General features: G+C 64.0%; 17 protein-coding genes and 4 pseudogenes. 12 read left to right on the forward strand and 9 right to left on the reverse strand.

The genetic code is table 11. The features are described from left to right. Window positions 1–244: 244 nt before the first annotated feature. Complete coding sequence (locus ABIF91_RS30205) at window positions 245–2,350, forward strand: tetratricopeptide repeat protein (protein WP_284280965.1); 2,106 nt, start codon at window positions 245–247, stop codon at window positions 2,348–2,350. Window positions 2,351–2,422: 72 nt separating this feature from the next. On the opposite strand, the gene ABIF91_RS30210 is transcribed toward ABIF91_RS30205, so the two are convergent. After that, window positions 2,423–2,911 carry a hypothetical protein gene (locus tag ABIF91_RS30210; RefSeq protein WP_424579556.1) on the reverse strand — a complete coding sequence of 163 codons (489 nt, stop codon included), beginning with the start codon at window positions 2,909–2,911 and terminating at the stop codon, window positions 2,423–2,425. Between the two features lies 1 nt (window position 2,912). After that, the gene (locus tag ABIF91_RS30215; protein ID WP_424579557.1) at window positions 2,913–3,107 is read right to left on the reverse strand and encodes a hypothetical protein; all 195 of its coding nucleotides are present in this window, start codon (window positions 3,105–3,107) and stop codon (window positions 2,913–2,915) included. Window positions 3,108–3,274: 167 nt separating this feature from the next. Here ABIF91_RS30215 and ABIF91_RS30220 point away from each other — a divergent pair. Continuing rightward, window positions 3,275–3,583 (forward strand): annotated as a pseudogene (locus ABIF91_RS30220) (transposase); the annotation flags it as partial. A 113-nt stretch (window positions 3,584–3,696) separates the two neighbouring features. On the opposite strand, the pseudogene ABIF91_RS30225 reads toward ABIF91_RS30220, so the two are convergent. The 3 genes and pseudogenes from ABIF91_RS30225 to ABIF91_RS30235 all read right to left on the reverse strand — a co-directional run. Further along, a pseudogene (locus ABIF91_RS30225) lies at window positions 3,697–4,401 on the reverse strand (IS5 family transposase); the annotation flags it as partial. 82 nt (window positions 4,402–4,483) lie between these two features. Then, window positions 4,484–5,613, reverse strand: a protein-coding gene (locus tag ABIF91_RS30230) for an IS3-like element ISRj2 family transposase (protein WP_424579830.1) whose coding sequence is annotated in 2 segments (ribosomal slippage) — window positions 4,484–5,361 and window positions 5,361–5,613 — 1,131 coding nt in all. Because the reading frame shifts where the segments join, the coding sequence is not laid out codon by codon here. A 91-nt stretch (window positions 5,614–5,704) separates the two neighbouring features. Further along, a pseudogene (locus tag ABIF91_RS30235) lies at window positions 5,705–6,070 on the reverse strand (transposase); the annotation flags it as partial. A 79-nt stretch (window positions 6,071–6,149) separates the two neighbouring features. Here ABIF91_RS30235 and ABIF91_RS30240 point away from each other — a divergent pair. After that, window positions 6,150–6,657: pseudogene (locus tag ABIF91_RS30240) on the forward strand (IS5 family transposase); the annotation flags it as partial. Between the two features lie 213 nt (window positions 6,658–6,870). Further along, entirely contained in the window at window positions 6,871–7,920 is a 1,050-nt protein-coding gene (locus ABIF91_RS30245) for an alpha/beta hydrolase family protein (protein WP_245285616.1), read from the forward strand. Between the two features lie 8 nt (window positions 7,921–7,928). On the opposite strand, the gene ABIF91_RS30250 is transcribed toward ABIF91_RS30245, so the two are convergent. The 4 genes from ABIF91_RS30250 to ABIF91_RS30265 form a co-directional block, all read right to left on the reverse strand. Beyond that, on the reverse strand, window positions 7,929–9,197 hold the full coding sequence (locus ABIF91_RS30250) for an IS256 family transposase (protein ID WP_424578651.1): 1,269 nt from the start codon (window positions 9,195–9,197) through the stop codon (window positions 7,929–7,931). Window positions 9,198–9,625: 428 nt separating this feature from the next. After that, window positions 9,626–10,903 (reverse strand): formyl-CoA transferase, encoded by a 1,278-nt coding sequence (gene frc / locus ABIF91_RS30255; RefSeq protein WP_028177202.1) that lies wholly within the window; start codon window positions 10,901–10,903, stop codon window positions 9,626–9,628. Window positions 10,904–10,968: 65 nt separating this feature from the next. Continuing rightward, entirely contained in the window at window positions 10,969–12,702 is a 1,734-nt protein-coding gene (gene oxc / locus ABIF91_RS30260; RefSeq protein WP_028177201.1) for an oxalyl-CoA decarboxylase, read from the reverse strand. Window positions 12,703–12,775: 73 nt separating this feature from the next. Continuing rightward, window positions 12,776–13,471, reverse strand: a complete 696-nt coding sequence (locus ABIF91_RS30265; protein ID WP_162131044.1) for a GntR family transcriptional regulator — start codon at window positions 13,469–13,471, stop codon at window positions 12,776–12,778. A gap of 351 nt (window positions 13,472–13,822) precedes the next feature. Here ABIF91_RS30265 and ABIF91_RS30270 point away from each other — a divergent pair, with 351 nt between their 5' ends. The 8 genes from ABIF91_RS30270 (at window position 13,823) to gcl (ending at window position 24,733) form a co-directional block, all read left to right on the forward strand. Further along, on the forward strand, window positions 13,823–15,952 hold the full coding sequence (locus ABIF91_RS30270) for an acetate--CoA ligase family protein (protein ID WP_028177199.1): 2,130 nt from the start codon (window positions 13,823–13,825) through the stop codon (window positions 15,950–15,952). A 193-nt stretch (window positions 15,953–16,145) separates the two neighbouring features. Next, complete coding sequence (locus ABIF91_RS30275) at window positions 16,146–16,988, forward strand: IclR family transcriptional regulator (protein WP_028177198.1); 843 nt, start codon at window positions 16,146–16,148, stop codon at window positions 16,986–16,988. A 107-nt stretch (window positions 16,989–17,095) separates the two neighbouring features. Further along, window positions 17,096–18,064: a Bug family tripartite tricarboxylate transporter substrate binding protein gene (locus tag ABIF91_RS30280; protein WP_028177197.1), complete on the forward strand. Its 969-nt coding sequence runs from the start codon at window positions 17,096–17,098 to the stop codon at window positions 18,062–18,064. Beyond that, a complete protein-coding gene (locus ABIF91_RS30285) occupies window positions 18,061–18,546 on the forward strand; it encodes a tripartite tricarboxylate transporter TctB family protein (protein WP_028177196.1) in 486 nt (161 codons plus the stop codon). Before ABIF91_RS30280 ends, ABIF91_RS30285 begins: the two co-directional genes overlap by 4 nt. Continuing rightward, a complete protein-coding gene (locus tag ABIF91_RS30290; RefSeq protein ID WP_028177195.1) occupies window positions 18,546–20,045 on the forward strand; it encodes a tripartite tricarboxylate transporter permease in 1,500 nt (499 codons plus the stop codon). Before ABIF91_RS30285 ends, ABIF91_RS30290 begins: the two co-directional genes overlap by 1 nt. A gap of 53 nt (window positions 20,046–20,098) precedes the next feature. Then, window positions 20,099–20,899, forward strand: a complete 801-nt coding sequence (locus ABIF91_RS30295) for an NYN domain-containing protein (RefSeq protein WP_028177194.1) — start codon at window positions 20,099–20,101, stop codon at window positions 20,897–20,899. A gap of 85 nt (window positions 20,900–20,984) precedes the next feature. Further along, window positions 20,985–22,790 carry an adenine deaminase C-terminal domain-containing protein gene (locus ABIF91_RS30300; RefSeq protein WP_424579558.1) on the forward strand — a complete coding sequence of 602 codons (1,806 nt, stop codon included), beginning with the start codon at window positions 20,985–20,987 and terminating at the stop codon, window positions 22,788–22,790. 152 nt (window positions 22,791–22,942) lie between these two features. Then, window positions 22,943–24,733, forward strand: a complete 1,791-nt coding sequence (gene gcl, locus ABIF91_RS30305; RefSeq protein WP_028177192.1) for a glyoxylate carboligase — start codon at window positions 22,943–22,945, stop codon at window positions 24,731–24,733. Window positions 24,734–24,736: the final 3 nt, after the last annotated feature.

Raw genomic sequence — 24,736 nt, forward strand, 5'->3', positions numbered from 1 at the left:
GCCCGAACCAGTGCAGTCCGGGCCGCAGCCGCTGCAAGTCCCTCACGGCGCTGCGAGGCGCTGGATCCTCGGCGCGAGCGCAGTTGTTGCCGCGATCGCCGGCGGACTGCTGTGGTTCGAACCATCGAAGGCTCCCGTCCAGACGTCAGCGCCTGCCGAATGGGCCTTCGTCGGGAGCGAATCCTGTGCTGGCTGTCACGAAGCGGAAGCAAGGCTCTGGCGGACCTCGCAGCACCGCCGTGCCATGGATCATGCGACGGCGCAGTCCGTGCGCGGCGATTTCAACGACGCGACTTTCGACTATGCCGGCACCCGCTCGCGCTTCTTTCGCAAGAAAGACAAGTTCCTGGTCGAGACCGATGGGCCTGATGGCAAGCTCGCGACCTTCGAGGTGAAATACACATTCGGCATCGATCCGCTGCAGCAATATCTGATCCAATTCCCGGATGGCCGCGTCCAGGCTCTGTCCATCGCCTGGGACACGCGGCCGAAACAGCAGGGCGGTCAGCGCTGGTTTCATCTCTACCCGGACAACGCCGTCACCAGCAGCGATTCCCTGCACTGGACGAAGCTGAACCAGAACTGGAATTTCATGTGTGCGGAGTGCCATTCGACGAACGTGAACAAGGGCTACAATGCCGACCGGGACAGCTTCGCGACCACCTTTTCCGAGATCAGCGTCGGCTGTGAGGCGTGCCACGGCGCTGGCTCGCGCCACGTCACCTGGGCTCGTACCAACCCGGCGGCGCGCGGCCCTGACGATGGCCTGCAGGTGCGCTTCGACGAGCGCACCGGCATCACCTGGGCCGCATCCGCGGGCAAATTGACGCCGGTACGCAGCGCGCCGCCACCTGGCTTGCGCAAGGAGGTCGAGACCTGCGGGCGCTGCCACGCGCGCCGCGGGCAGCTTTCGGAAGACTGGATACCGGGCCGACCGCTCTCTGACACACACCGCGTATCGCTGCTCGACCGACACCGCTTTTATGCCGACGGCCAGATGCGCGACGACGAGGAGACCTACAATTACGCGCCGTTCAAACAGAGCAGGATGTTCGCCAAGGGCGTGACCTGCAGTGACTGCCACGACCCGCACAGCGCAACGTTGAAGGCGCCCGGAGACGGCGTTTGTTCGCAGTGCCATACGCCCGCCAAATATGAATCCGTGGCGCACCGGCACCACGCCCATGTCTCGCCGCCGCTGGGCTGTCCGGCCTGCCATATGCCGGAGCGCCGCTACATGATCCTCGATCGCCGCCACGACCACGGCTTCCGCGTTCCGCGTCCCGATCTCTCGGAGCAGACGGGCGCACCGAATGCGTGCAACGACTGTCATCGCGACAAGCCAGCGGCCTGGGCAGCGCATCAGATCGAGGATTGGTTCGGGCCGGAGCGGCGGGGCCACCAGACCTATGCGCGTGCGTTTCATGCTGCCTGGAGCGAAGCTGCCGACGCGCAAGCGCAACTTGCCGCAGTCGCTGAATCGGCTGACGTTCCCGGTATCGTCCGGGCCAGCGCGCTGGCGGAGCTTCCGGCACCGATTCTCGATCTGATCCGGCATGGGCTTTCCGATTCCGATCCGCTCGTGAGGCTCGGCGGGCTCGATCGGCTCGAAGGAGCGCCCGCCGATCAGCTCTGGCCGGTCGTCTCGCCGCAGCTGCGCGATCCCGTGCATGGTGTGCGCATTCGCGCCGCCGAACTTCTGGCCGCCGTGCCTCCAGCGCGCCAGCCAGCGGCCGATCGCGACAAGTTCGCGCGGGCGGCTGCCGAATTCGTCGATGCGCAGAAGCTGAATGCTGATCGGCCGGATTCGCGAACGGCGCTTGCCAACTTCTTCCTGCGCCAGGCCAATCCCGGCGCGGCGGAAGCCGAATACCGCGCCGCCCTCAGGCTCGATCCCTCGTTTGCGGCGGCCGCCGTCAACTTGTCCGACCTGTACCGGCAACTCGGACGCGACAGTGACGGGGAGAAAATCCTGCGAGAAGCGCTTTCCGCGTCGGCGCAGGACGCATCTCTCCACCACGCGCTTGGTCTGACACTCGTGCGCCAGAAGCGCAGCGAGGAGGCCCTCGACGAGCTGCGTCGGGCTGCCTCTCTTGACCCCGGCCAAATGCGGTACGCCTACGTCTATGCTGTAGGACTGAACGGAATCGGTCGGCGTGACGATGCGCTTTCTGTGCTGAACCAGAGCCTGCGGGGTCATCCGAACAATATGGAGCTGCTTTCAGCCGCTTTGAACATCAGCAGGGAGAAGGGAGACATCGCGGCCGCGCTGGGTTATGCCGAGCGACTGGCGCTCCTCCGGCCTGACGATCCACGGTTGGCGAACCTCATCAGAGAGCTCAAGCGTTAGTTGCGCCAGGAAGAGCCGCCCGCGCTGGCGGGCTTTCGCCGAAGGCAGGCGGCGGCCGGCCTTACTTCGATGTCAAATCGCCGCCACGTCCTGTGGCGTCATCGTGAACGCCAGCCGGTAGCGGCCCTCCGTCTGATTCTGAGCGCCCGCCGCATCAAGCACCGAGGACGCCAACTGCGCGATCACGGCACGCTCGACGGCATCGGCGTCGTAACCCGACAGCAGCACGATCCAGTCGGCGGCGCCGTCCTTTCCCCGGATCTGCTGTTCCGTGGTGGGCAAACCCGTCTTCGGTGTATCGGTCAGCAGGAGGTGAGCGCCCGTCAGTCCCGGTTTCGACGCAAGGGCGCCGAGCGTATCGAGGAGGTGCGCCTGCAGCTCTGCAGCGCGTCCAGCTTGCGGCGAAAGCCTGAGGGTCGCAAGCGAGGCCGCCACGCCACCGCCAAAGCTCGCGATGATCCGGCACTGGCTGCGGACCATGCCGAGATGATGCGGCATCATCTTCCTCGACCACGGCGTCGGCGCGTTGAGCCGGTCGAGATATTCCTGCGACGTGAGCACCTCATATCGTTCCAGCGTAGAGCACGAAGAAGCCCTCGGCATCCGTCGTGCTGCTCCAGCGCGATCCCCGCCGGAAGCCGGGAATGCTCATCCGCTCCGGAAAATGCTCATGCGAGTGCCAGTCGCTGAACTCGCTGCGCTGTTCCGGGCGAACGCTCCACCACATCGCAACGGCGGCCTTGCCGAGCAGTGACATGCTGACCTCCCTTTTGCGCAGGGCTATCGCATTTGAGAGCTTTCCCTGCGGCCATCCTTCGAGACGCCCGCTTCAGGCGGGCTCCTCAGAGCCTGACCGAAAAAGGGTGAGCGGTTTTGGCGGGCCTGTGATTCCTTCGGATTTGCAAAGATTCGAGGGAGGACACCATGCCGTGGACCAAAGCCGCTCGTCTCCAGTATCAGCGCAGTGGGCTGCGTTACACAAGTGATCTGACCGATGCAGAATGGGCGTTGATCGCCCGGAAGATGCCGCCGCGCCGGCGATTGGGCCGGCCGCGGGAGGTCGACCTACGCGAGATCGTGCAGGCAATCTTCTATATTCTGTCGAGCGGCTGCCAATGGCGAGCCTTGCCGAAGGAGTTCCCGCCATACTCGACGGTGCAGGGCTATTTTTACGCTTGGCGCGACACGGGTAGATGGCAGGAGATCGTCGAAGCCTTGGTTCGGAAGGCGCGTCGGAAACTAGCAGGCTGCTGAAGAAGTCTCGCTTTCGTGTGATTTAAGTCGTTTTGCAGGGGCGGGTCGAGATCGGATGTCGGACAAACGAGCTGGAACGCTGTCGCCTTGTCTCAGGCGATGGCTGGAGCCAGTAGTTTTGGAATGCGGATCAGATTGTAGGCAGCGACCGCAAACGTGAACACCGCGTTGGCCTTGGCAAGTCCTCGCACCTTGACCTGATCGAGGCCGGCCTGCGCCTTGATCCAGCCGAACACTTCCTCGATCCGCTTGCGCGAGATTTGGCTGATCCCGTAGCCCGCATGCCGCGTGGTGCGGCCATCGACCGCCGTCTTGCGGACCACGCCATGCTTGCTGACCGTGCCGTTGATCGCAACGTGCGGCGTCACCTCGCGCTTACGCAAATGTTGGACAAAAGAGGTCGCGTCGTAGGCCTTGTCCGCGCCCAGCGTCATGCGACGCTTTTGCTTCCTCCTCCTGCCCTTCCGACGATCGACCATGGTCAGCGCCGCTTCTCGTTCCGCCGTCCCCGTCGCGTGTGTCAGCATCGCATCGACTGCAAGCCCGTTGCGGTTCTCCATCAGAACATGCCCCATGAAGCACAGCCGGCTCTCACGGCCAGCCGCCTTGCGATAGAGCCGGGCGTCGGGATCAGTGGTTGAGCTATGGGTCTCATTCGAACGCTTTTCCTGATGGAAGTTTCGCTCGCCGTTGCGGCCCGACGCCGGAGGCTCGCCAGAGCCATCCTTCGGTCGGAAGCTCTTCATCGACGCCCAGGCATCGATCAGTGTCCCGTCGACCGAGAAGTGAGAGCTGGCCCCGGTTGTTTGGACAGCGCCCCGCTGGATTTAAGTGGATTCCTGCCGGGTTATGCTGAACGCGGGGCTTCGTCGGCGACGGTCATGCGGCCATCACCATAGCTTGCGTGCCGAAGTAAGCCTCGTCGGGCGTGCGCCCGTCAAGGCTCGAGTGAGGGCGTCCCTGATTGTAGAAGGCCAGATACTTGGCAATTGTCGCTCGCGCCTCGGACACGCTGTCGTAGGCGCGGAGATAAACTTCTTCGTATTTGACCGTGCGCCAGAGCCGCTCGACAAACACGTTGTCGCGCCAGGCGCCCTTGCCGTCCATGCTGATGGCGATCTTCGCGTCCAGCAGCACATCGGTGAACTCGAGGCTGGTGAACTGGCTGCCCTGGTCCGTGTTGAAAATCTCGGGCCTGCCGTGCTTCGCCAACGCCTCCTGGACCGCTTCGACGCAGAAGGCCGCCTCCATTGTGATCGAGACGCGATGGGCCAGGACCCGTCGGCTGAACACATCGACGACCGCCGCGAGATAGACGAAGCCACGCCGCATCGGAATGTAGGTGATGTCCATTGCCCACGCATGGTCGGGCCGCTCGATCTTCAATCCGCGCAACAGGTACGGGTAGATCTTGTGACCCGGAGCCGGCTTGCTCGTGTTCGGGCGACGATAGACCGCCTCGATCCCCATGCGCTTCATCAGCGTCGCGATGTGGCGGCGACCGGCGTATACGCCCTCCCGCCGCAGCAACGATCGCAGCATACGCGCTCCCGCGAAGGGATAATCGAGATGCAGCTCATCGAGCCGACGCATCAAGGCAAGGTCCTCGGCCGAAACTGGCCGAGGTTCATAGTAGACCGTGCTGCGAGCCAGCTTCAGGACCTTCGCCTGGCGCACGATAGAAAGATCATGATCGCGGTCGATCATCGCTTTGCGCTCAGCAGGCCCGCCTTGGTGAGCGCGCCGGACAAAAAATCGTTTTCCAACGCCAGCTCGCCGATCTTGGCATGTAACGCCTTCAAATCGACCGGCGTCTCGGCCGATGTCTTGTCATGCCCAAACACGCCGGCGGCGCCTTCCAGGAGCTGGTTTTTCCAGATCGTGATCTGGTTCGGATGAACATCAAACAGTTGCGCCAGCTCCGCCAGTGTCTTGTCGCCTTTGACCGCAGCCAAAGCAACCTTCGCCTTGAATGCCGGAGAATGCGTCCGGCGGCTCTTCTTCGTCATCTTCGCTCCTGATTCGCAGCAAGAATCCTCGCCGCTGTCAGGCAGAAAATCCACTCAAGCTACTGTCCGAATTTGCGGGGCCAGCTCTCTCGCGCGCCACCTCCGCCTCCAAAAGCCGATCGCGATTGTGGGTGAACACCGTCGCATGCCAAACCTCCGCGTCCATCGGCAGCCCCACGAACCAGCGGAACAACAGGTTGTAGCTGATCTGCTCCACCAACATTCGCTCAGAGCGCACCGAGAAGAAGGCTTGCAACAGCGTCGCCCGCAGCAGCATCTCTGGCGCAATCGAGGGGCGCCCCGTCGAGGAATAAAGCCTATCAAAACGCTTGTTCAGCGAACCCAGCGCCTCATCCGCCAATCCCCGGATCGCCCGCAATGGGTGATCCGCCGGAATCCGCCCCTCAAGCCGAACATATGCGAACAAACCTTCCGACTGGTCGTCCCGTCCTCGCATGCAAATCTCCCCGTGCCTTCACTTCCACGGAATCACAGGTCATTATCGCCGTCGAGAACAGTTTTGCAGCAGCCTGCTAGGACGAAAGCCCACACCGACAGCTGCCGTCATCGATAGTCAGACGGCCTCGACAACGGAGGCCGGCGGGCCGCGTGGATTCGACGCCGGCAAGCGTCTCCATGGGCGCAAGCGCCATATCGTGACCGACACCAACGGCTTTCTGCTGGCTGCATATGTTCATCCCGCCAACATTCAGGACGTCCATGGTGCCGTTCCCCTGTTTGGAGGACTTGCGAGGCCGCTTCCCAAGGCTTGAGCATGTCTTTGCCGACCGGATCTATCGCGGCAAACAGCTTGTCAACGCACTCTCCGGCTGTGGGCCGTGGACGATCGAGATCGTTGAGCGACCGCTCGGAGTCAAAGGCTTCCAGCTCCTGCCCAGGCGCTGGGTCGTCGAGCGTACCTTTGCATGGCTCGGCAGATGCCGGCGCCTGTCCAAAGACTTCGAAGGCTCGGCCGCCACCGAGCTCGCATGGCTGCTCATCGCCCATCTGAGGGGCCTAATTCGCCGACTGGCCAGACCTTGAAAGCGTTCTTGCGCTTTTTGCGTCAGGCTCTCAGGATGAGGACGGAGTGCGCGGCAGCAGCTTCAACGAGCACTGACGCCGATTAGCCTCATCCTGAGGAGGCGCGTGAGCGCCGTCTCGAAGGGCGAGGCGTGCGCGCAGGCCGCCACCAGTCATATGCGATAGCCCTGACTTCTTGCGGTAGTTTGCCCCAACGCCAACAGCGGTGGCAAGGTGCGCGCGCTTGACAAGCCGAAACCACAATTCCGCTATCATTTTCTCGTTCAACTCTTGCGGGAAATCAGGGGGCTTCCGTTGCGCAGCACGCTCTGGGCTTTTGCCATCACGCTCTGCTGTCTTGGTTCGCCGGCCGAGGCTGCGGGCATTCAGCTGCTCGACGCCGATCCGTCGCTGTCAGGCGCGATCTGGTATCCTTGCGCGGCGGAGCCGACGCATGTGGCGCTTGGCCGTCTTTCTGTCGGTGCCGATTTCAACTTGCAAGGCTCCAAGGATTGTCCCGTTACTGGCACAAAGCTGCCGTTGGTGATCTTCTCGCACGGCCGTGGCGGATGGTTCGGCCAACATCATGACACAGTGGAGGCGCTGGCCGATGCCGGCTTCATCGTTGCGGCGATCAATCATCCAGGCGACACATACAGTGACTCCTCGCGGCGCGACACCCTGTCTGTGTGGGGATCGCGCCCGAGGGACGTTGTTCGTTTGCTTGATTTCATGCTGAACGATTGGAAGGACAGGGCGACGATCGATCCTGCCAAAGTCGGCTTCTTCGGGTTCTCGCTCGGTGGCTCTACCGGCCTCGTGCTGATGGGGACCGAGCCGGATTTCGCAAGGGTCGCCAGCCTCTGTAAGGAGACGACCGGCGCTTGCGCACAGCTTCACAATGGCGAGACGCCGCCTGATCCGATACAGGATGCGCGTATCCGCACCGCTGTGATCGTCGACCCTCCGCCGACGGTCCTGACGCGGGAGAATCTCGCCGCCGTTAAGGTGCCTTTCCAGTTCTGGCGGTCGCAGTTCGGTGGTCCTGGCGTCGGCGACGGTTCGGGCACGGCGCGCGTCGCGGAGGTATTGCCGGGCAAGCCTGAGGTCCACGTCGCGGCGGCCGGCCACTATGCATTCCTGGCACCTTGCTCGCCGGAGCTCGCGGCGGCCGTCCCGCGCATCTGCACTGACACGCCAGCGGGATTCGACCGGGCAGGCTTTCATCGCGAGTTTAATGCGGCGGTAGCCAGGTTCTTTCGAGCTATGCGGGATTTTGGGTGACGAGGCGATCAGGCGGCGTGGTTTTCCGGCACTTGGATGACCTCGATGCCGTTTTCGAATCTGACACCTGCGACGACCTTCGGCAACTGATTTGTGCCTTTCAGCCGCCGCCAGGTCTTTGATGCGGCGCAGAGCAGCTTGAACACCATCAACTTGGCAGTCGTTGACGATAACGAACCTTTCGTGCGCACCGTTCTGTGCCGGACCGTCGCGAACACGCTTTCGATGGGATTCGTCGTCCGCAAGTGGTCCCAATGCTCGGCGGGGAATTCGTAGAACGCAAGCATTGCGTCGCGATCTTTCGTCAGGCACTCGACCGCCTTGTCGTACTTCGCTCCGTATTTCTCGGCAAAGACATCGATCGCCACTTCGGCCGAAGCTCGGTTGGACGCCAAATAGACCTCGCGCAGGTCCTTCTTCATGCTGGCCTGTACCGACACTGCGACTTTGTTCAAGATATTCGCGGTTTTGTGCACCCAGCACCGCTGATGTCGCGTGGCGGGAAAGACCTCGTCGAGCGCCTTCCAGAAGCCGAGCGCGCCGTCACCGACGGCGATTTCCGGGGCGATCTTCAGCCCTCGGGTTTTCGCCTCGACGAGCAGTTCGTGCCAGCTCTGCGTGCTCTCGCGCACGCCGACCTGGAAGCCGATGAGTTCCTTCTTGCCTTCCGGCGTCGCGCCGATCAGCACCAGCATGCATTCGCTGTGGTCTTCCATGCGAGCCTGCAGGAAGACGCCGTCCGCCCACACGTATACGTACCGGCGCGCCGACAGATCGCGCTTCTGCCAACGCTCGTACTCGAGCTGCCACTCCGTCGTCAGTCTGGAAACCACCGCCGGAGAAAGATTCGGCGCATCCTTGCCCAAGAGCGCCGCCAGCGCCTCCTGGAAGTCGCCCGTCGAGATGCCTCGCAGGTACAGAACCGGCAAAAGTGCATCCAAGCTCTTCGTGCGCCGTGCCCACAACGGCAGGATCGCCGAGGTGAAGCGGATCCGCTCGCCATCGCTGGTCACCGCGCGATCGCGAATCTTTACCCGGGCGACTTCGACGGCGCCGATCCCCGTCTGGATCGTCCGCACTGGACCATGGCCGTGTCGCACGAGGCGGTCGCGGCCATCGGGAAGCTTCAAGCCCTTCATCGCGGCGAGAAACGCCTCGGCTTCCATCTCGACAGCCTGCGCAAGCAGCTGCCGAGCTCCAGATCGCAAAATATTCGTCAGTGGATCGTCGATCTCATCGGGCTGACGCAGTGGGACAATGTTGCTATGCTCGTTCATGGCGTATCGCTCTCCTTGAGGTTCTGGCAGGCTCGACACCCGCCTCGATACGCCGCCTATCTCATTCCGTCATCACCCAGTTTCCCGCATAGCTCGGTTCTTTCGCGAGCAGCTCGGAGAGCTCTCAGCATCTCGCGATCCACGCCGGCACGATTAGGTAGTTTCTCCTTGCGACTATGGCCAGCGCTGCGAATTGCTATTTTTCAGGCACGACATTGTTTCTTCGGATGATGGCATAATACCCCTGTTTTGCCCGACGCGTCAAACCGACTTCGCAAAATACGAAATCTATTCTGGGTCAAAGGGTTGGCTACTGTGCATGGGGTTGTTTTTCAGTTTTTTAATTGAGGCCTGTGATGGCACGGCGCTAGCAAGCAAAAAGGCCGCCCCTTCGGGCGGCCCTTTCGTCATACTCGATGCGGCTTGGCTTACTCCGCGGCCTGCTTCTGCGGCGGGTCGAGCGCGCCGGACTTGTGGATCTCGGCGACCTGGTGGTCGCTGAAGCCCAGCACCGAACGCAGGATCTCGTCGGTGTGCTCGCCGAGCAGCGGGGAGCGCTGCACGTCGCTCGGAGAGTCCGACAGCTTGATCGGGTTGCCGACCGAGATGTACTTGCCGCGGGTGGGGTGGTCGACCTCGACCACGGTGCCGGTCGCGCGCAGCGACTCGTCCTCGGCGATCTCCTTCATCGACAGGATCGGGCCGCAGGGGATGTCGTCCTTGTTGAGGATCTCCATTGCCTCGAACTTGGTCTTGGACATCGTCCACTGCTCGATGCGGGCGAAGATCTCGTTGAGACGCGGCAGGCGCGCAGCCGGCTTGGCGTAGTTCGGATCGGTCTTCCACGAGGGCTCGCCGATCACGTCGCAGATCTTCTCCCAGACCGGGGCCTGGGTGATGAAGTAGATGTAGGCGTTGGGATCGGTCTCCCAGCCCTTGCACTTCAGGATGCGGCCGGGCTGACCGCCGCCGGAATCGTTGCCGGCGCGCGGCACGGCATCGCCGAACGGCACGCCTTCGCCGAACTGGCTGTACTCCTTGAGCGGCCCGTGGGCGAGGCGCTGCTGGTCGCGCAGCTTGACCCGGCAGAGGTTGAGCACGCCGTCCTGCATCGCGGCGGTGACGCGCTGGCCCTTGCCGGTGTGGGTGCGCTGATAGAGCGCGGTGACGATGCCGAGCGCCAGGTGCAGGCCGGTGCCGGAATCGCCGATCTGCGCACCGGTGACGAGCGGCACACCGTCGCGGAAGCCGGTGGTGGAGGCGGCGCCGCCGGTGCACTGCGCGACGTTCTCATAGACCTTGCAGTCTTCGTACGGTCCGGGGCCGAAGCCCTTGATCGAGGCGACGATCATCTTCGGGTTGATCGCTTGAATCTTCTCCCAGGGAAAGCCCATGCGGTCGAGCACGCCGGGGCCGAAATTCTCGACCAGCACGTCGCACTGCTTGATCAACTCGGTGAGGACTTCCTTGCCCTTGGGGTTCTTGGTGTCGAGCGTGATCGAGCGCTTGTTGTGGTTGAGCATGGTGAAGTACAGGCTGTCCACGTTCGGGATGTCCTGCAGCTGGCCGCGGGTGATGTCACCCACGCCCGGACGCTCCACCTTGATCACGTCGGCGCCGAACCAGGCCAGCAACTGCGTGCAGGTCGGCCCGGACTGGACGTGGGTGAAGTCGAGAATGCGAACGCCCTCGAGCGCTTTGGTCATCGTGTTGCTCCGTACTCTTGGTCTGCCCCTGCACCCGGCAGGGAATATTGGGTTGAGGGGTGGACTTACTTCTTCTTCTGCAGAACGCTCTGCGGATTGAGGTTGCCGATGCGGCCGCTCTCCGAGCCCGCAGCCGGATCGATCACCGCGTTGACGAGCGTCGGCTTGCCGGACGTCATGGCTTCGTTGACGGCGCGCTTGAGCTCGTCCGGCGAGGTCGCGTTGATGCCGACGCCGCCGAAGGCTTCCATCATCTTGTCGTAACGCGCGCCCTTGACGAACACCGTGGTCGCCGGGTCGGCGTTGGCGCTGTTCACATCCGTGCCGCGATAGATGCCGTCATTGTTGAAGATGACGACGCAGATCGGAAGGTTGTAGCGGCAGATGGTCTCGACCTCCATGCCGGAGAAGCCGAAGGCCGAGTCGCCTTCCACTGCGAGCACGGGATGGCCGGTCTCGAGCGCGGCTGCGATCGCCTGGCCCATGCCGATGCCCATCACGCCCCAGGTGCCGACGTCGAGACGCTTGCGCGGGCGGTACATGTCGATGACGCCGCGGGCGAGGTCGAGCGTGTTGGCGCCTTCGTTGACGAGGATCGCCTCGGGGTGCTCCTTGATGACGTTCTTCAGCACGCCGAGCGCACCGTGATAGTCCATCGGCGATTTGTTGTTCATGAGCTTCGGCGCCATCTTGGCGACGTTCTCTTCGCGCTTGGCCGCGACGGCCTTGGTCCATTCGGCGGGCGGGACGGTCCAGCCCGACGCCAGCGCCTGGTTGAACGCGGAGACGACCGAGCCGATGTCGCCGACGACGGGCGCGACGATCTCGACGTTGGAGTCCATCTCCTTCGGCTCGATGTCGACCTGGATGAACTTCTTCGGCGCTTCGCCCCAGCTCTTGCCCTTGCCGTGCGACAGCAGCCAGTTCAGCCGCGCGCCGATGAGCATGACGACGTCGGAGTCCTTCAGCACCGTCGAGCGGGCCGCGCCGGCGCATTGCGGATGCGTGTCGGGGAGAAGGCCCTTGGCCATGCTCATGGGCAGGAAGGGCACGCCGCTCTTCTCGACGAAGCTCTTGATCTCCTCGTCGGCCTGCGCGTAGGCCGCGCCCTTGCCGAGGATGATGAGCGGGCGCTTCGCGCTCTTGAGCACGTCGAGCGCGCGCTTCACTGAAGCCGGCGAGGGGATCTGCGCGGGCGCAGCGTCAATCACCTTGACCAGCGACTTCCGGCCGGCCTCGGCGTTCATCACCTGGCCGAACAGCTTTGCCGGCAGGTCGAGATAGACACCGCCCGGACGGCCCGAGACCGCGGCGCGGATGGCGCGCGCAAAACCGATGCCGATGTCCTGGGCGTGCAGCACGCGATAGGCCGCCTTGCACAGCGGCTTCGCGATCGCGAGCTGGTCCATCTCCTCGTAGTCGCCCTGCTGCAGGTCGACGATCTCGCGCTCGGAGGAGCCCGAGACCAGGATCATCGGGTAGCAGTTGGTGGTGGCATGCGCGAGCGCGGTGAGACCGTTGAGGAAGCCGGGCGCCGAGACCGTGAGGCAGACCCCGGGCTTCTTGGTGAGATAGCCGGCAATGCCTGCGGCGTAGCCGGCGTTCTGCTCGTGGCGGAAGGAGATCACGCGAATGCCGGCGGCCTGCGCCATGCGGCCCAAATCCGTGATCGGGATGCCCGGCACATTATAGATCGTGTTGATGCCGTTCAGCTTGAGCGCGTCGATGACGAGATGAAAACCATCCGTCAGTTCCTGCTCGGTGCCCGGTGCTTCGGACTTGGTCGCGGTATTCAGCATGGGCCTTGTCTCCCTGGTCTCAGTACTGGGGCGAGTGCTTCGCCCTTCTGGTGAACGTTTGCTAGATGAAGAGCTACGTGAACAGTTCCTGGCCGTGCGCTTCGACGTAAGCGGCAAGGCCGAGGGTGTGATCGCGGGCGCGCTTCTCGGCGAGCTCGGTGTCGCGCGCTTCCAGCGCTTCGATGATACCGAGATGCTCGGGCAGCGACGTCGCGGTGCGGTCCTTGCGTCCGATGGTCAGCTGGCGATAGCCGCGCACGTGCAGCAGCAGGTCGTTGGTGAGATCGACCAGCACCGGCGATTCCGACAGCGAGATCAGCGCCTGGTGGAAGGCGATGTTGGCGCGGGAATATTCCTCGACGTGATCCTCGGGCAGGCGGTCCTTGCTGAAATCCTTGAAGAAGTCGCGCAGCGCCGTGATGTCCTTCTTGCGTGCGGTGGTGGTGATGAGGCGCGCGGCCATGCTCTCCAGCGCCGCCCAGGCGCGGATCATGTCGACGATCTCGCTCTTGGTCCTTCGCACCACCATGATGCCGCGGCGCGGCACCGTCTTCACAAAACCGTCCTGCTCGAGCATCGCGATCGCTTCGCGGATCGGCGTGCGGCTGACGCCAAGCCTCTCGGACAATGCGCGCTCGTCGAGCATCACCGGCTCGGGCGTCGAGTAGATGTCCATCTTGAGGATGGCTTCCTTCAAGGCGTCATACGCCTTGTTCTTGAAGCTGCTCTCCGGGGCAATACGAACGATTGCGATGTCTGCCTCGGCCATGTTCGGCAACGCCTTGGTTGGTTTCCGTAGTGACACGACGAATCTCCTCCAGTGGGAGTCGTCTTTTACAGGAATATTAATGGGAAAGTTTTTGGCATACCACATGCCAGAATGTCAAGCTGACGATTTTTTGCGGCGTTCCAAGGCACGCTTCAGCTTGACAAGTTGGCTTCTGGCATACCAAATGCCATCGCCAGCCATTTTTGATCCAAGCCGGCGGAGTAGTCTCGGGCTTTATGCCACTCCGTTCCGCCGCATGGAACAGAGCGCGGCCAATGGCAAGCATCACGGGCAGCCGCAAACCACGCGCGCGCTTTGAAAAGAACGAACTCAGGTCAAGGGAGAAGCCAGATGTCCAATTCCAAAGATGCCGTCCGCAAGGTGCTTGACCAGGTCAAGGCGGACAACCGCACCAGCCTAACGGCGCCGGAGGGCAAGCTGGTCTGCGACGCCTACGGCATTCCGGTACCGAAGGAGGGCGTGGCAAAGTCGGCAGGCGAAGCCGGCAAGATAGCTTCGTCCATGGGCTTCCCGGTCGTGATGAAGATCGTTTCGCCGGACATTCTCCACAAGACCGAAGCCGGCGGCGTCATCGTCGGTCTCAAGACTACCGAAGAAGCCGAGAAGGCCTACGAGACCATTCTTTCCAACGCCAAGAAATATAAGTCCGATGCCAAGATCGAGGGCGTCCAGGTGCAGCAGATGCTGGCCGGCGGCACCGAGGTCATCGTCGGCTCGATCACCGACGGCTCGTTCGGCAAGCTCGTCGCCTTCGGCCTCGGCGGCGTGCTGGTCGAGGTGTTGAAGGACATCACCTTCCGCCTCGCGCCCGCGACCAAGGAGGACGCGCTCTCGATGCTCGACGGCATCCAGGCGCATGAGATTTTGAAGGGCGTGCGCGGCAGCGAGCCGGTGAATCGCAACGCCCTCGCCGAAATCATCGTCAAGGTGTCGCAGCTCGTCACTGATTTCCCCGAAATCGTCGAGCTCGACCTCAACCCGGTGTTCGCGACGGCGAAGGGCGCGACGGCAGCCGACGTCCGCATCGTCGTCGACTTCGCCTTCAAGCCGAAGCCGAAGCCGCGCCCGACCGAAGAGATCGTCACCGCGATGAACCGCATCATGCAGCCGAAGGCGGTCGCCGTGGTCGGCGCCTCCGCCGAGGACGGCAAGATCGGCAACTCCGTGATGAAGAACCTCATCAACGGCGGCTACAAGGGCGAGATCTATCCGATCCATCCCAAGGCCACCGAGATCCTCGGCTACAAGGCCTACAAGAGCGTCAAGGACGTGCCCGGCGTGATCGACGTCGCGGTGTTCGCGATCCCCGCCAAGTTCGTGGCTGCGGCGCTCATCGAGTGCGGCGAGAAGAAAATCCCGGGCGCGGTGCTGATCCCGTCGGGCTTCGCTGAAGCCGGCGCGCCGGAGCTGCAGGCCGAGATCGTCGAGGTCGGCAAGAAGTACGACATCCGCCTGATGGGGCCGAACATCTACGGCTTCTACTATACGCCCGCCAATCTCTGCGCGACTTTCTGTACTGCTTACGACGTCAAGGGCCATGCGGCGCTGTCGTCGCAGTCGGGCGGCATCGGCATGGCCATCATCGGCTTCTCGCGCTCAGCGAAAATGGGCGTCTCGGCGATCGTCGGTCTCGGCAACAAGTCCGACATCGATGAGGACGATCTGCTCGCCTTCTTCGAGCAGGATCCGAACACGAACCTGATCGCGCAACACTGCGAAGACCTCAAGGATGGTCGCGCCTTTGCGGAAGCGGCAAAACGCGTCTCCAAGAAGAAGCCGGTGGTGGTGCTCAAGGCCGGCCGCACCTCGGCCGGTGCCAAGGCGGCATCCTCGCACACCGGCGCGCTCGCCGGTAACGACCGCATCTACGAGGACGTGTTCAAGCAGTCCGGCGTGATCCGCGCTCGCTCCTTGCGCCAGCTGCTCGAATTCGCCCGTGGCGTGCCGGTGCTGCCGACGCCGAAGGGCGAGAACGTGCTGATCATCACCGGCGCCGGCGGCTCGGGCGTGCTGCTCTCGGACTCCTGCGTCGACAACGGCCTGTCGCTGATGTCGATGCCGCCGGATCTCGATGCGGCCTTCCGCAAGTTCATCCCGCCGTTCGGTGCGGCCGGAAATCCTGTGGATATCACCGGCGGCGAGCCGCCGATCACCTACGTCAACACCGTGAAGCTCGGCCTCTCGGACGAGCGCATCCACGCGCTGATCCTCGGCTACTGGCACACCATCGTCACCCCGCCGATGGTGTTCGCCCGCAACATGGTCGAGGTGAAGAAGGAGATGGAGGCCAAGGGTTTTGTGAAGCCGATGGTCGCGTCTCTGGCCGGCGACGTCGAGGTCGAGGAAGCCGCCGAATATCTCTACCAGAACGGCATTCCGGCCTACGCCTACTCGACGGAGCTGCCGGTCGAGGTGCTCGGCGCCAAGTACAAGTGGGCGCGCGGGGCAGGGCTGCTCTGAGCCGTCGTTCGCCTCTCCCCGCCCGCGGGGAGAGGCCGGGATTTGCGCAGCAAATTCCGGGTGAGGGGGACCCTCCACGAGTCTGACTGCCTCCGTCCTCGCGGAGACTCCCCTCACTCTGACCCTCTCAGCGCGAGCGAAACGCGTCGCGGCCCCACAGGCGGGGAGAGGAGAAGACTGAATGCAGGTCGCGATGAGCAAGAACGTGATCCGGCGCAAATCGCTCGAGCCCAAATCGGTCGCGGAAGCCGATCACGAGGGCCGCGACGGCGGCGTGCAGTCCGTTGACCGTGCGCTGTCGATCATCGAGACGCTGGCCGAGGACGACGAAGGTTATCGCCTTAGCGATCTCGCGATCCGCACCGGCCTGTCGGCGTCCACCGTGCACCGGCTACTCGCAACCCTCGAAAGCCGCCGTTTCGTGCAGTTCGACCGTGCCGAATCCAAATGGCATGTCGGCGTGCGCAGCTTCACCGTCGGCGCCAGCTTCGCGCGGCGGCGCAATTTCTCCGCGCAGGCGATTCCATACCTTCGCAAGCTGCGCGATCTCACCCGCGAGACGGCCAATCTCGCCGTGGTCGACGACGAGTTCATCATTGTGCTGACCCGCATGGAAAGCCGCGAGATCATGCGCTCCCTGACCAAGGTGGGCGGCCGCGTTCCCATGGTGACCTCCGGCGTCGGCAAGGCCGTGCTGGCGACCTATTCGGACGAGGACGTCGGCGCCGTCATCCGCCATCACGGCATGCCCCGCCTGACTGAGAAATCGATCGTCCGGCCGAGCGACCTGTTCAAGGAGCTCGAAAAGATTCGCAAGCAGGGCTATGCCCTCGACGATGAAGAGGCCTGCATGGGCCTGCGTTGCGTTGCAGCGGTGGTCTACAACGACTGCGCCGAGCCGCTCGCGGCGATTTCAGTCTCCGGCATGACCGGCCGGCTGACCGATCAGCGGTTGCCGGAGATCGGGCAAATCGTCCGGGATGTCGCTGCCGAACTGACGGCCGCGCTTGGCGGGGCGATCCCGGCGCCTCGCTGACCAAAAAAGCCCTGGGCGATGTCACTGGACAGTATCGGCCGTTTTGGCTGATATGCGACCAAACGACACAATGCGGCAAACGTCCGCATGAGCCTGGAGATGCCCCCATGTTTCGATTTCCCCCGCGCCTTGTCGGCGCAGCCGTCGCGCTGACCCTGGCGGCAGCCAATCCGGCCTTTGCCCAGCAACTCGAGCTCAAGCTGATGGCGCCGGCAGCTCCGGGCGGGGGCTGGGACCAGACCGCGCGCTCGATGCAGCAGGCGCTGGTGGCTTCGGGCGTCGCGCGCAGCGTGCAGGTCACCAACGTTCCCGGTGCAGGCGGCAGCGTCGGCATCGCGCAGTTCGTCAATGGCGCCAAGGGCGACGGCAACCAGATGATGGTCAGCGGCTTCGTCATGGCGGGCGCGCTCGCCATGAACAAGTCGCCGGTGACGCTGGAGCAGGTGACGCCGATTGCCCGCCTCACCGAGGAGATCCAGGTGATCGTGGTTCCCGCGAATTCGCCGATCAAGAATGCGCAGGATCTCGCCGCCGCGGTGAAGGCCGATATCGCCAGGGTCACCTTCGCCGGAGGCTCGGCCGGCGGTGTGGACCATGTGATGGCAGCCCTGTTCGCCGGCGCCGTCGGCGCCGATGCGAAGAAGATCAACTACATCCCGTTCTCCGGCGGCGGCGAGTCGCTGGCGGCGATTCTCGGCGGCAAGGTCACCGCGGGCATTTCGGGCCTGAGCGAATATGAAGGGCAGATCAAGTCCGGCAAGCTGCGCGCGATCGGCGTGACCTCGGAGAAGCGCATTGCCGGCAGTGACATCCCGACCTTCAAGGAGCAGGGCATCGACCTCGTGATTGCCAACTGGCGCTCGGTGGTCGCGCCTCCCGGCATCACGCCGGAGCAGCGCAAGACCTTGAGCGATGCGGTCGAGAAGATGGTGAAATCCGACGCCTGGAAGGAGATCCTCAAGCAGAAAGGCTGGGAGGATGCGTATCTCGGCGGCGACGCTTTCGCCGACTTCCTGAAGAAGGAAACGGCGCGCGTCACCGACGTGCTGAAATCGGTCGGCCTCGTCAAGTCATGACCTCAGGCGATCCTGCGCAGCCGCCGCGGCGCGTCGACCGCGCCGGCCTCGTTATCGCCGCGTTGCTCGCAGGGCTCGCCGCGGTGCTGGTCTGGGATGCGCGTGGCCTGCAATCCGCCGCGATGTACGGGATGGGGCCCGAGGCGATGCCGGTTGTGGTCGCCTCCGGCCTTGCCTTGCTTGCGATCGGCAGTTTCATCGACGCGCTACGTGGCAACCTGCCGGCGCGCGAGAGCGCCGATCCCGTTCCGGTGTTTCTGATCCTGGTCGGCTTGGCGCTGCTGATCGCGATCATCGGCTTCGGCGGCGGCTTCATCCTGGCGACGGCCGCGCTGTTCGTGACGACGTCGGCGGCGTTTGGACGCCGTGCCATCCTGGTCGACAGCATCATCGCCCTCGTGATGTCGACCGTCATCTATCTCGCGTTCGACCGCCTGTTGACGCTGAGCCTTCCGGCCGGGCCCCTGGAGCGACTGCTGTGATGGACACTTTTGCCGCGCTCGCCCACGGCATGGCGGTCGCCGTCCAGCCGATGAACCTGCTTTATGCGCTGATCGGCGTGTTCCTCGGCACGGCCGTCGGCGTGCTGCCGGGTATCGGCCCGGCGCTGACCGTCGCGCTGCTGCTGCCCGTCACCTACAAGCTCGACCCCGGCGGCTCGCTGATCATGTTCGCGGGCATCTATTACGGCGGCATGTATGGCGGATCGACCACGGCGATCCTGATCAACACGCCCGGCGAGAGCGCCTCGATGGCGACCGCGCTCGAAGGCAACAAGATGGCCAAGGCCGGCCGCGGTGGGCCGGCGCTCGCGACCTCCGCGATCGGCTCCTTCGTTGCCGGCACCATCGCCACCATCGGACTCGCCTTCCTTGCGCCGTGGCTGGTCGATTTCGCCGTGCGCTTCGGCCCAGAGGATTACTTCGCGCTGATGTGCGTTGCCTTCGTCACGGTGTCGGCGACCTTCGGAGATTCGCCGGTTCGTGGTCTGACCAGCCTGTTCATCGGCCTGACGCTGGGCCTCGTCGGCATCGACAAGCTGACCGGCCAGGCGCGGCTTGCGTTCGGCATCCCTGAGCTGCTCGACGGCGTCGAGGTGACGACGCTCGCGGTCGGCCTGTTCGCGGTGGGCGAGGCGCTCTATGTCGCATCGCGCCGTCACCATACCGAGGAGAAGCTCGAGCCGGTGCGCGGCTCGCTGTGGATGACGAAAGAAGACTGGAAGCGGTCGTGGAAACCGTGGCTGCGCGGCACCATGTTTGGCTTCCCGATCGGCGCCTTGCCTGCGGGTGGCGCCGAGATCCCGACCTTCCTGTCCTATTCGACCGAAAAGCGCCTGACCAAACACCCCGAAGAATTCGGCAAGGGTGCGATCGAAGGTGTGGCGGGCCCGGAAGCGGCCAACAACGCCTCCGCCGCCGGCACGCTGGTGCCGCTGCTCACGCTCGGGCTGCCGACCTCGGCGACCGCCGCGATGATGCTGGCGGGTTTCCAGCAATACGGCCTCAATCCGGGGCCGCTGCTGTTCGCCGAGCGGCCTGATCTCGTTTGGGGTCTGATCGCGAGCCTCTTCATCGCCAACTGCATGCTGCTGGTGCTCAACCTGCCGCTGGTTGGACTGTGGGTGCGCCTGCTCGCGATTCCGCAGCCCTGGCTCTATGCCGGCATCCTCGTCTTCGCGACCATGGGCACCATCGCCGCCAAGCCGTCGGTGGTGGAACTGTCGATGCTGGCCGGCTTCGGCGTGCTCGGCTTCTTGATGCGCCGGTTCGATTTTCCGATCGCTCCCGTGGTCGTCGGCCTGATCCTCGGCCCGATCGCCGAAAGCCAATTGCGTCGCGCACTCGCGATCAGCCTCGGCGATCCCATGACGCTGGTCCAAAGCCCGATCTCGGCGACGCTGCTGGCGGTGGCGTTGATCGCGCTGCTGGCGCCCTTCGTGCTGAAGGGGCTCGGGCGATTCAAGGCGAACGAGGATTAGCCGTTAAGACGCGCGCATGTTCTAATGCTGCGCCCATCCCGTGGAGAAATACCATGCCGTCGGAACTTCGCTCGCCCCGTCTGGCCGTCCTGATCGACGCCGACAATGCCTCTGCGAAGATCGCGGATGGACTTTTCGAGGAGATTGCCAAGATCGGCGAGGCCAGCGTCCGACGCATCTACGGCGACTTCTCCAATGCGCGTTCCAGGGGCTGGGCCGACATTCTGTCGAAGCACGCCATCATCCCGCAGCAGCAGTTCGCTTATACGACGGGAAAGAATGCGTCCGACATAACCCTGGTCATCGACGCGATGGACCTGCTTCACAGCGGCCGGTTCGACGGCTTCTGTCTGGTGTCTTCCGACAGCGACTTTACCCGTCTCGCCGCCCGCATCCGGGAGCAGGGCGTCGACGTCTTCGGGTTCGGCGAGCAGAAGACGCCGGAAAGCTTCAGGCAGGCCTGCAGGAGATTCGTCTATACTGAGAACCTGCTTGCTGCCCCGGCGAACACCCAGGATGCCGCCACGAGGTCGGCGCCGCTTCAGCCGCCCGATGCCGCCACGCCCATCATCAAGAAGGTGATCACCCAGATGGAGAGCGAGGACGGCTGGGTCGCCCTTGGTGAAGTCGGACGGCAGCTCGCCAATCTGGCTTCTGATTTCGATCCGAGGACGTTCGGCTTTCGCAAGTTGAGCGACCTCGTGCGAAAGACGAATGCGTTCGAGATCGATGAGCAAAAAGGCCGGTCGATGCGCATTCGGGTCAAGCCCACTGCCGCACCGCCGAGGCGAAGGCGGAACCCGCGCAGGGCTTCGGGCGTGGGAGCAGCAGGTGCTTCGGCGCCGAAGACGTAAGCAGGTCCTGCCGCTATATTTGAGCTTGCCCGGGGTGGGGTCGGGCGTAACCATCGCTCGGCCGTAACGTCACCAGAGAGCGCCGATGACCAGACTCACCCGTTTCTCCGTTGCGCCGCTGCACAGCATGACGCGTCGCCTCGCCGACGTCGCCTCGGCGCGCGTTGCGCCCGATCTCGTCGTCACGGGAGCCCGGGTGCTCTCGACCTATTCGGAGCGCATCCATCCGGGCCGCGAGGTCTGGATCACCGGCGGCCGCATCGCTGCGGTGAAGCCGGCCGGCACGGCGAAGAAGGTCTGGAGCGGCGTGCCGCTCTATGACGCGGCCGGCGGCATCATCGCGCCGGGGCTGGTCGATCCGCACATCCACATCGAATCCTCGATGGTGACGGCCTGTGCCTACGCGGAAGCTGCGCTGCTCAACGGAACCACCACGATCTTCTGCGACAGCCACGAGATCGGCAACGTCATGGACGTCGCCGGCGTCGAGGCGATGCTGGAGGACGCACGCGAGGCGCCGCTCTCGATCTTCTTGACGGTGCCCAGCACGGTGCCAGCTACGTCCGCGGAACTGGAAACCGCCGGCGGCGACCTCACGCCGGACAAGATCGCGGGCCTGTTCGATCGCTGGCCTGAGGCGGTCGCACTCGGCGAAAAGATGGATTTCGTGCCAGTCACCATGGGCGACGAGCGCAGCCATGCCATCCTGGCGGCCGCGTTGAAGCGTGGACGGCCGGTGTCCGGCCATGTCTACGGCCGCGAGTTCGTCGCCGCCTATGCGGCGAGCGGCGTCACCGATACCCATGAGGCGATCGACCGCGACATCGCTGACGATCTGCTCGACGCCGGCGTCTGGGTGTTCTTGCGCGGCGGCCCGCCGACGACGCCCTGGCATTCGCTGCCGCAGGCGATCCGCACGATCACCGAACTCGGGGCCTCGCACAAGCGCACGGCGGTCTGCACAGATGATCGCGATGCCGACGATCTGCTGCTGTTCGGTCTCGACTGCGTGGTGCGCGAGGCGGTGAAGGCGGGGATGTCGCCGGAGCAGGCCTGGTCGATGGGCTCGCTGCATGGCGCGACCCGCTTCGGCATGGATGGCGACATCGGCGGACTCGGCGGCGGCCGCCGCGCCGATCTCGTGCTGATGGACGACCAGCTCAAGCCGCAATGCACCTGGTACGGTGGCGAGCTCGTGGTCGAGAACCGCAAGATCACCGGGCTTCTCGATCAGGCCTTGTCGCAACGCTATCAATATCCGAGGGCCGCCTACGCCACGGTGAAGCTTCCGGAGAAGTTGAAGCTGACGCCGGAGCTGCCGACGAAGGCCTGCACCGTCAACGCGATCAAGACCGCGTTGCCCGGCATCATGCTGATCCATGAGAAGGTCGCGATCGAACCTGCAAAGGATTGGCCATCCCTGTTCGCCCGCTACGGACTTTGCTTCGTCACGGTCGTCGAGCGCCACGGCAAGTCGGCCGGCAATGTCGCCCATGGCCTTCTCAAGGATTTCGGCCTGAAGCGCGGCGCGGTCGCTTCCAGCGTCGGGCACGACAGTCACAACCTCATTGTCGCCGGCACCAACGAGAAGAACGACATGCAGGTCGCCATCGCCGCGATCAAGGAGCATCAGGGCGGCGTGTGCGTCGTCGCCGACGGCAAGGTGAGGGCGCTGGTTCCGCTGCCCATCGCCGGGCTGCTCTCCGACAAGCGCGTCACCGAAGTGGCGGAAGAAATGAAGGTGCTGAAGAAGGAATGGGCGGAGGCCGGCTGCACCATCCCCTACATGGGCTTCAATTTGATTCCGCTATCGGTCATTCCGGAAATTCGCATCACCGACAAGGGTCTCGTGCTGGTGCCGCAGATGGAGCTGGCGCCGCTGTTCGAGTGATCCGCTTTCACGCATTCCTCGATATAACCGATTGAGACCGCCGTGATTTTTCCGCGGCTGCCGCATCGTGGAAAATAAAACCGATCTCGTTGAGATCGGCTTCTGCGCAACCGATGATCTCGCTCACTGACGCAACTGAAGCGAGGTCCGATATGGCGAAGATGCGAGCCGTCGATGCAGCCGTGCGTGTCCTGGAGAAGGAAGGCATCTCGACTGCCTTCGGGGTCCCAGGGGCCGCGATCAACCCGCTTTACTCGGCGCTCAGGAAGCGCGGTTCGATCCGCCACATCCTGGCGCGGCATGTCGAGGGCGCCTCGCACATGGCGGAAGGATATACGCGGGCCAAGGCCGGCAATATCGGCGTCTGCATCGGCACCTCGGGGCCGGCCGGCACCGACATGATCACCGGGCTCTATTCCGCGATCGCCGATTCCATCCCGATCCTCTGCATCACCGGACAGGCGCCCCGGGCGCGGCTGTACAAGGAGGACTTCCAGGCGGTCGATATCGAGTCGATCGCAAAGCCCGTGACCAAATGGGCGGTGACGGTGCGCGAACCCGCGCTGGTGCCGCGCGTGTTCAGCCAGGCTTTTCACGTGATGCGCTCGGGCAGGCCAGGGCCAGTGTTGATCGACATGCCGCTCGACGTGCAACTCGCCGAGATCGAGTTCGACGACGAGACTTATGAGCCGCTGCCGGTCTACAAGCCCACTGCCACGCGCAAGCAGGTCGAGAAGGCGCTGGAGATGCTGAACGCGGCTGAGCGGCCGCTGATCGTCGCCGGCGGAGGCATCATCAATGCCGATGCCTCGGATCTGCTGGTCGAGTTTGCCGAGATCACCAACGTGCCCGTCGTCCCGACGCTGATGGGATGGGGCGCGATCCCCGACGACCATGTGCTGATGGCCGGCATGGTGGGGCTTCAGACCAGCCACCGCTACGGCAACGCCGCGCTGCTGGAATCCGACTTCGTGCTTGGTATCGGCAACCGCTGGGCCAACCGCCACACCGGCTCGGTCGAGACCTACACCAAGGGCCGCACCTTCGTGCATGTCGATATCGAACCGACGCAGATCGGGCGCGTGTTCAATCCCGATCTCGGCATCGTCTCGGATGCGAAGGCCGCACTCGAACTGTTCGTCGCCGTCGCCAGGGAGTGGCGCCGGTCAGGCAGGCTTCGCGAGCGCCAGGCGTGGCCCGCTTCCTGCCGCGATCGCAAGAAGACGATGCTGCGCAAGAGCCATTTCGACAACGTGCCGATCAAGCCGCAGCGCGTCTACGAGGAGATGAACAAGGCGTTCGGCCGCGACACCACTTATGTCACCGTGATCGGCCTGTCGCAGATCGCCGGCGCGCAATTCCTCGGCGTCTACAAGCCGCGCAACTGGATCAATGCCGGACAGGCGGGACCGCTCGGCTGGACGCTCCCCGCCGCGCTCGGCGTGCGTGCGGCGTGCCCGGATCGCGACATCGTCGCTCTCTCCGGCGACTACGACTTCCAGTTCATGATCGAGGAGCTCGCGGTCGGCGCGCAGTTCAATCTGCCCTACATCCACGTCGTCGTGAACAATTCCTATCTCGGCCTGATCCGCCAGGCCCAGCGCGGCTTCGAGATGGACTATCAAGTCCAGCTCTCGTTCGAGAACATCAATGCACCCGAGATCGGCGTCTACGGCGTCGACCATGTCGCAGTTGCCGAAGGCCTCGGCTGCAAGGCGATCCGCGTCACCCGCCCCGAGGACACGCAAGCGGCGTTTGCCACCGCGCGTGAATTGATGGCCAGGCATCGCGTGCCCGTGGTGGTCGAGTTCATCCTCGAACGCGTCACCAACATCGCGATGGGCACCGAGATCGACAACATCGTCGAGTTCGAGGAGGTGCTGGACCTTCCGCTCGACGAGGTCGAGCGGGCGCGCCCGGGCGTGCTGCAGCCGGCGGAATAGGGG

Origin of the sequence: Bradyrhizobium sp. USDA 241 (genome assembly GCF_049739505.1) — a bacterium.
Classification (GTDB): Bacteria; Pseudomonadota; Alphaproteobacteria; order Rhizobiales; family Xanthobacteraceae; genus Bradyrhizobium; species Bradyrhizobium liaoningense.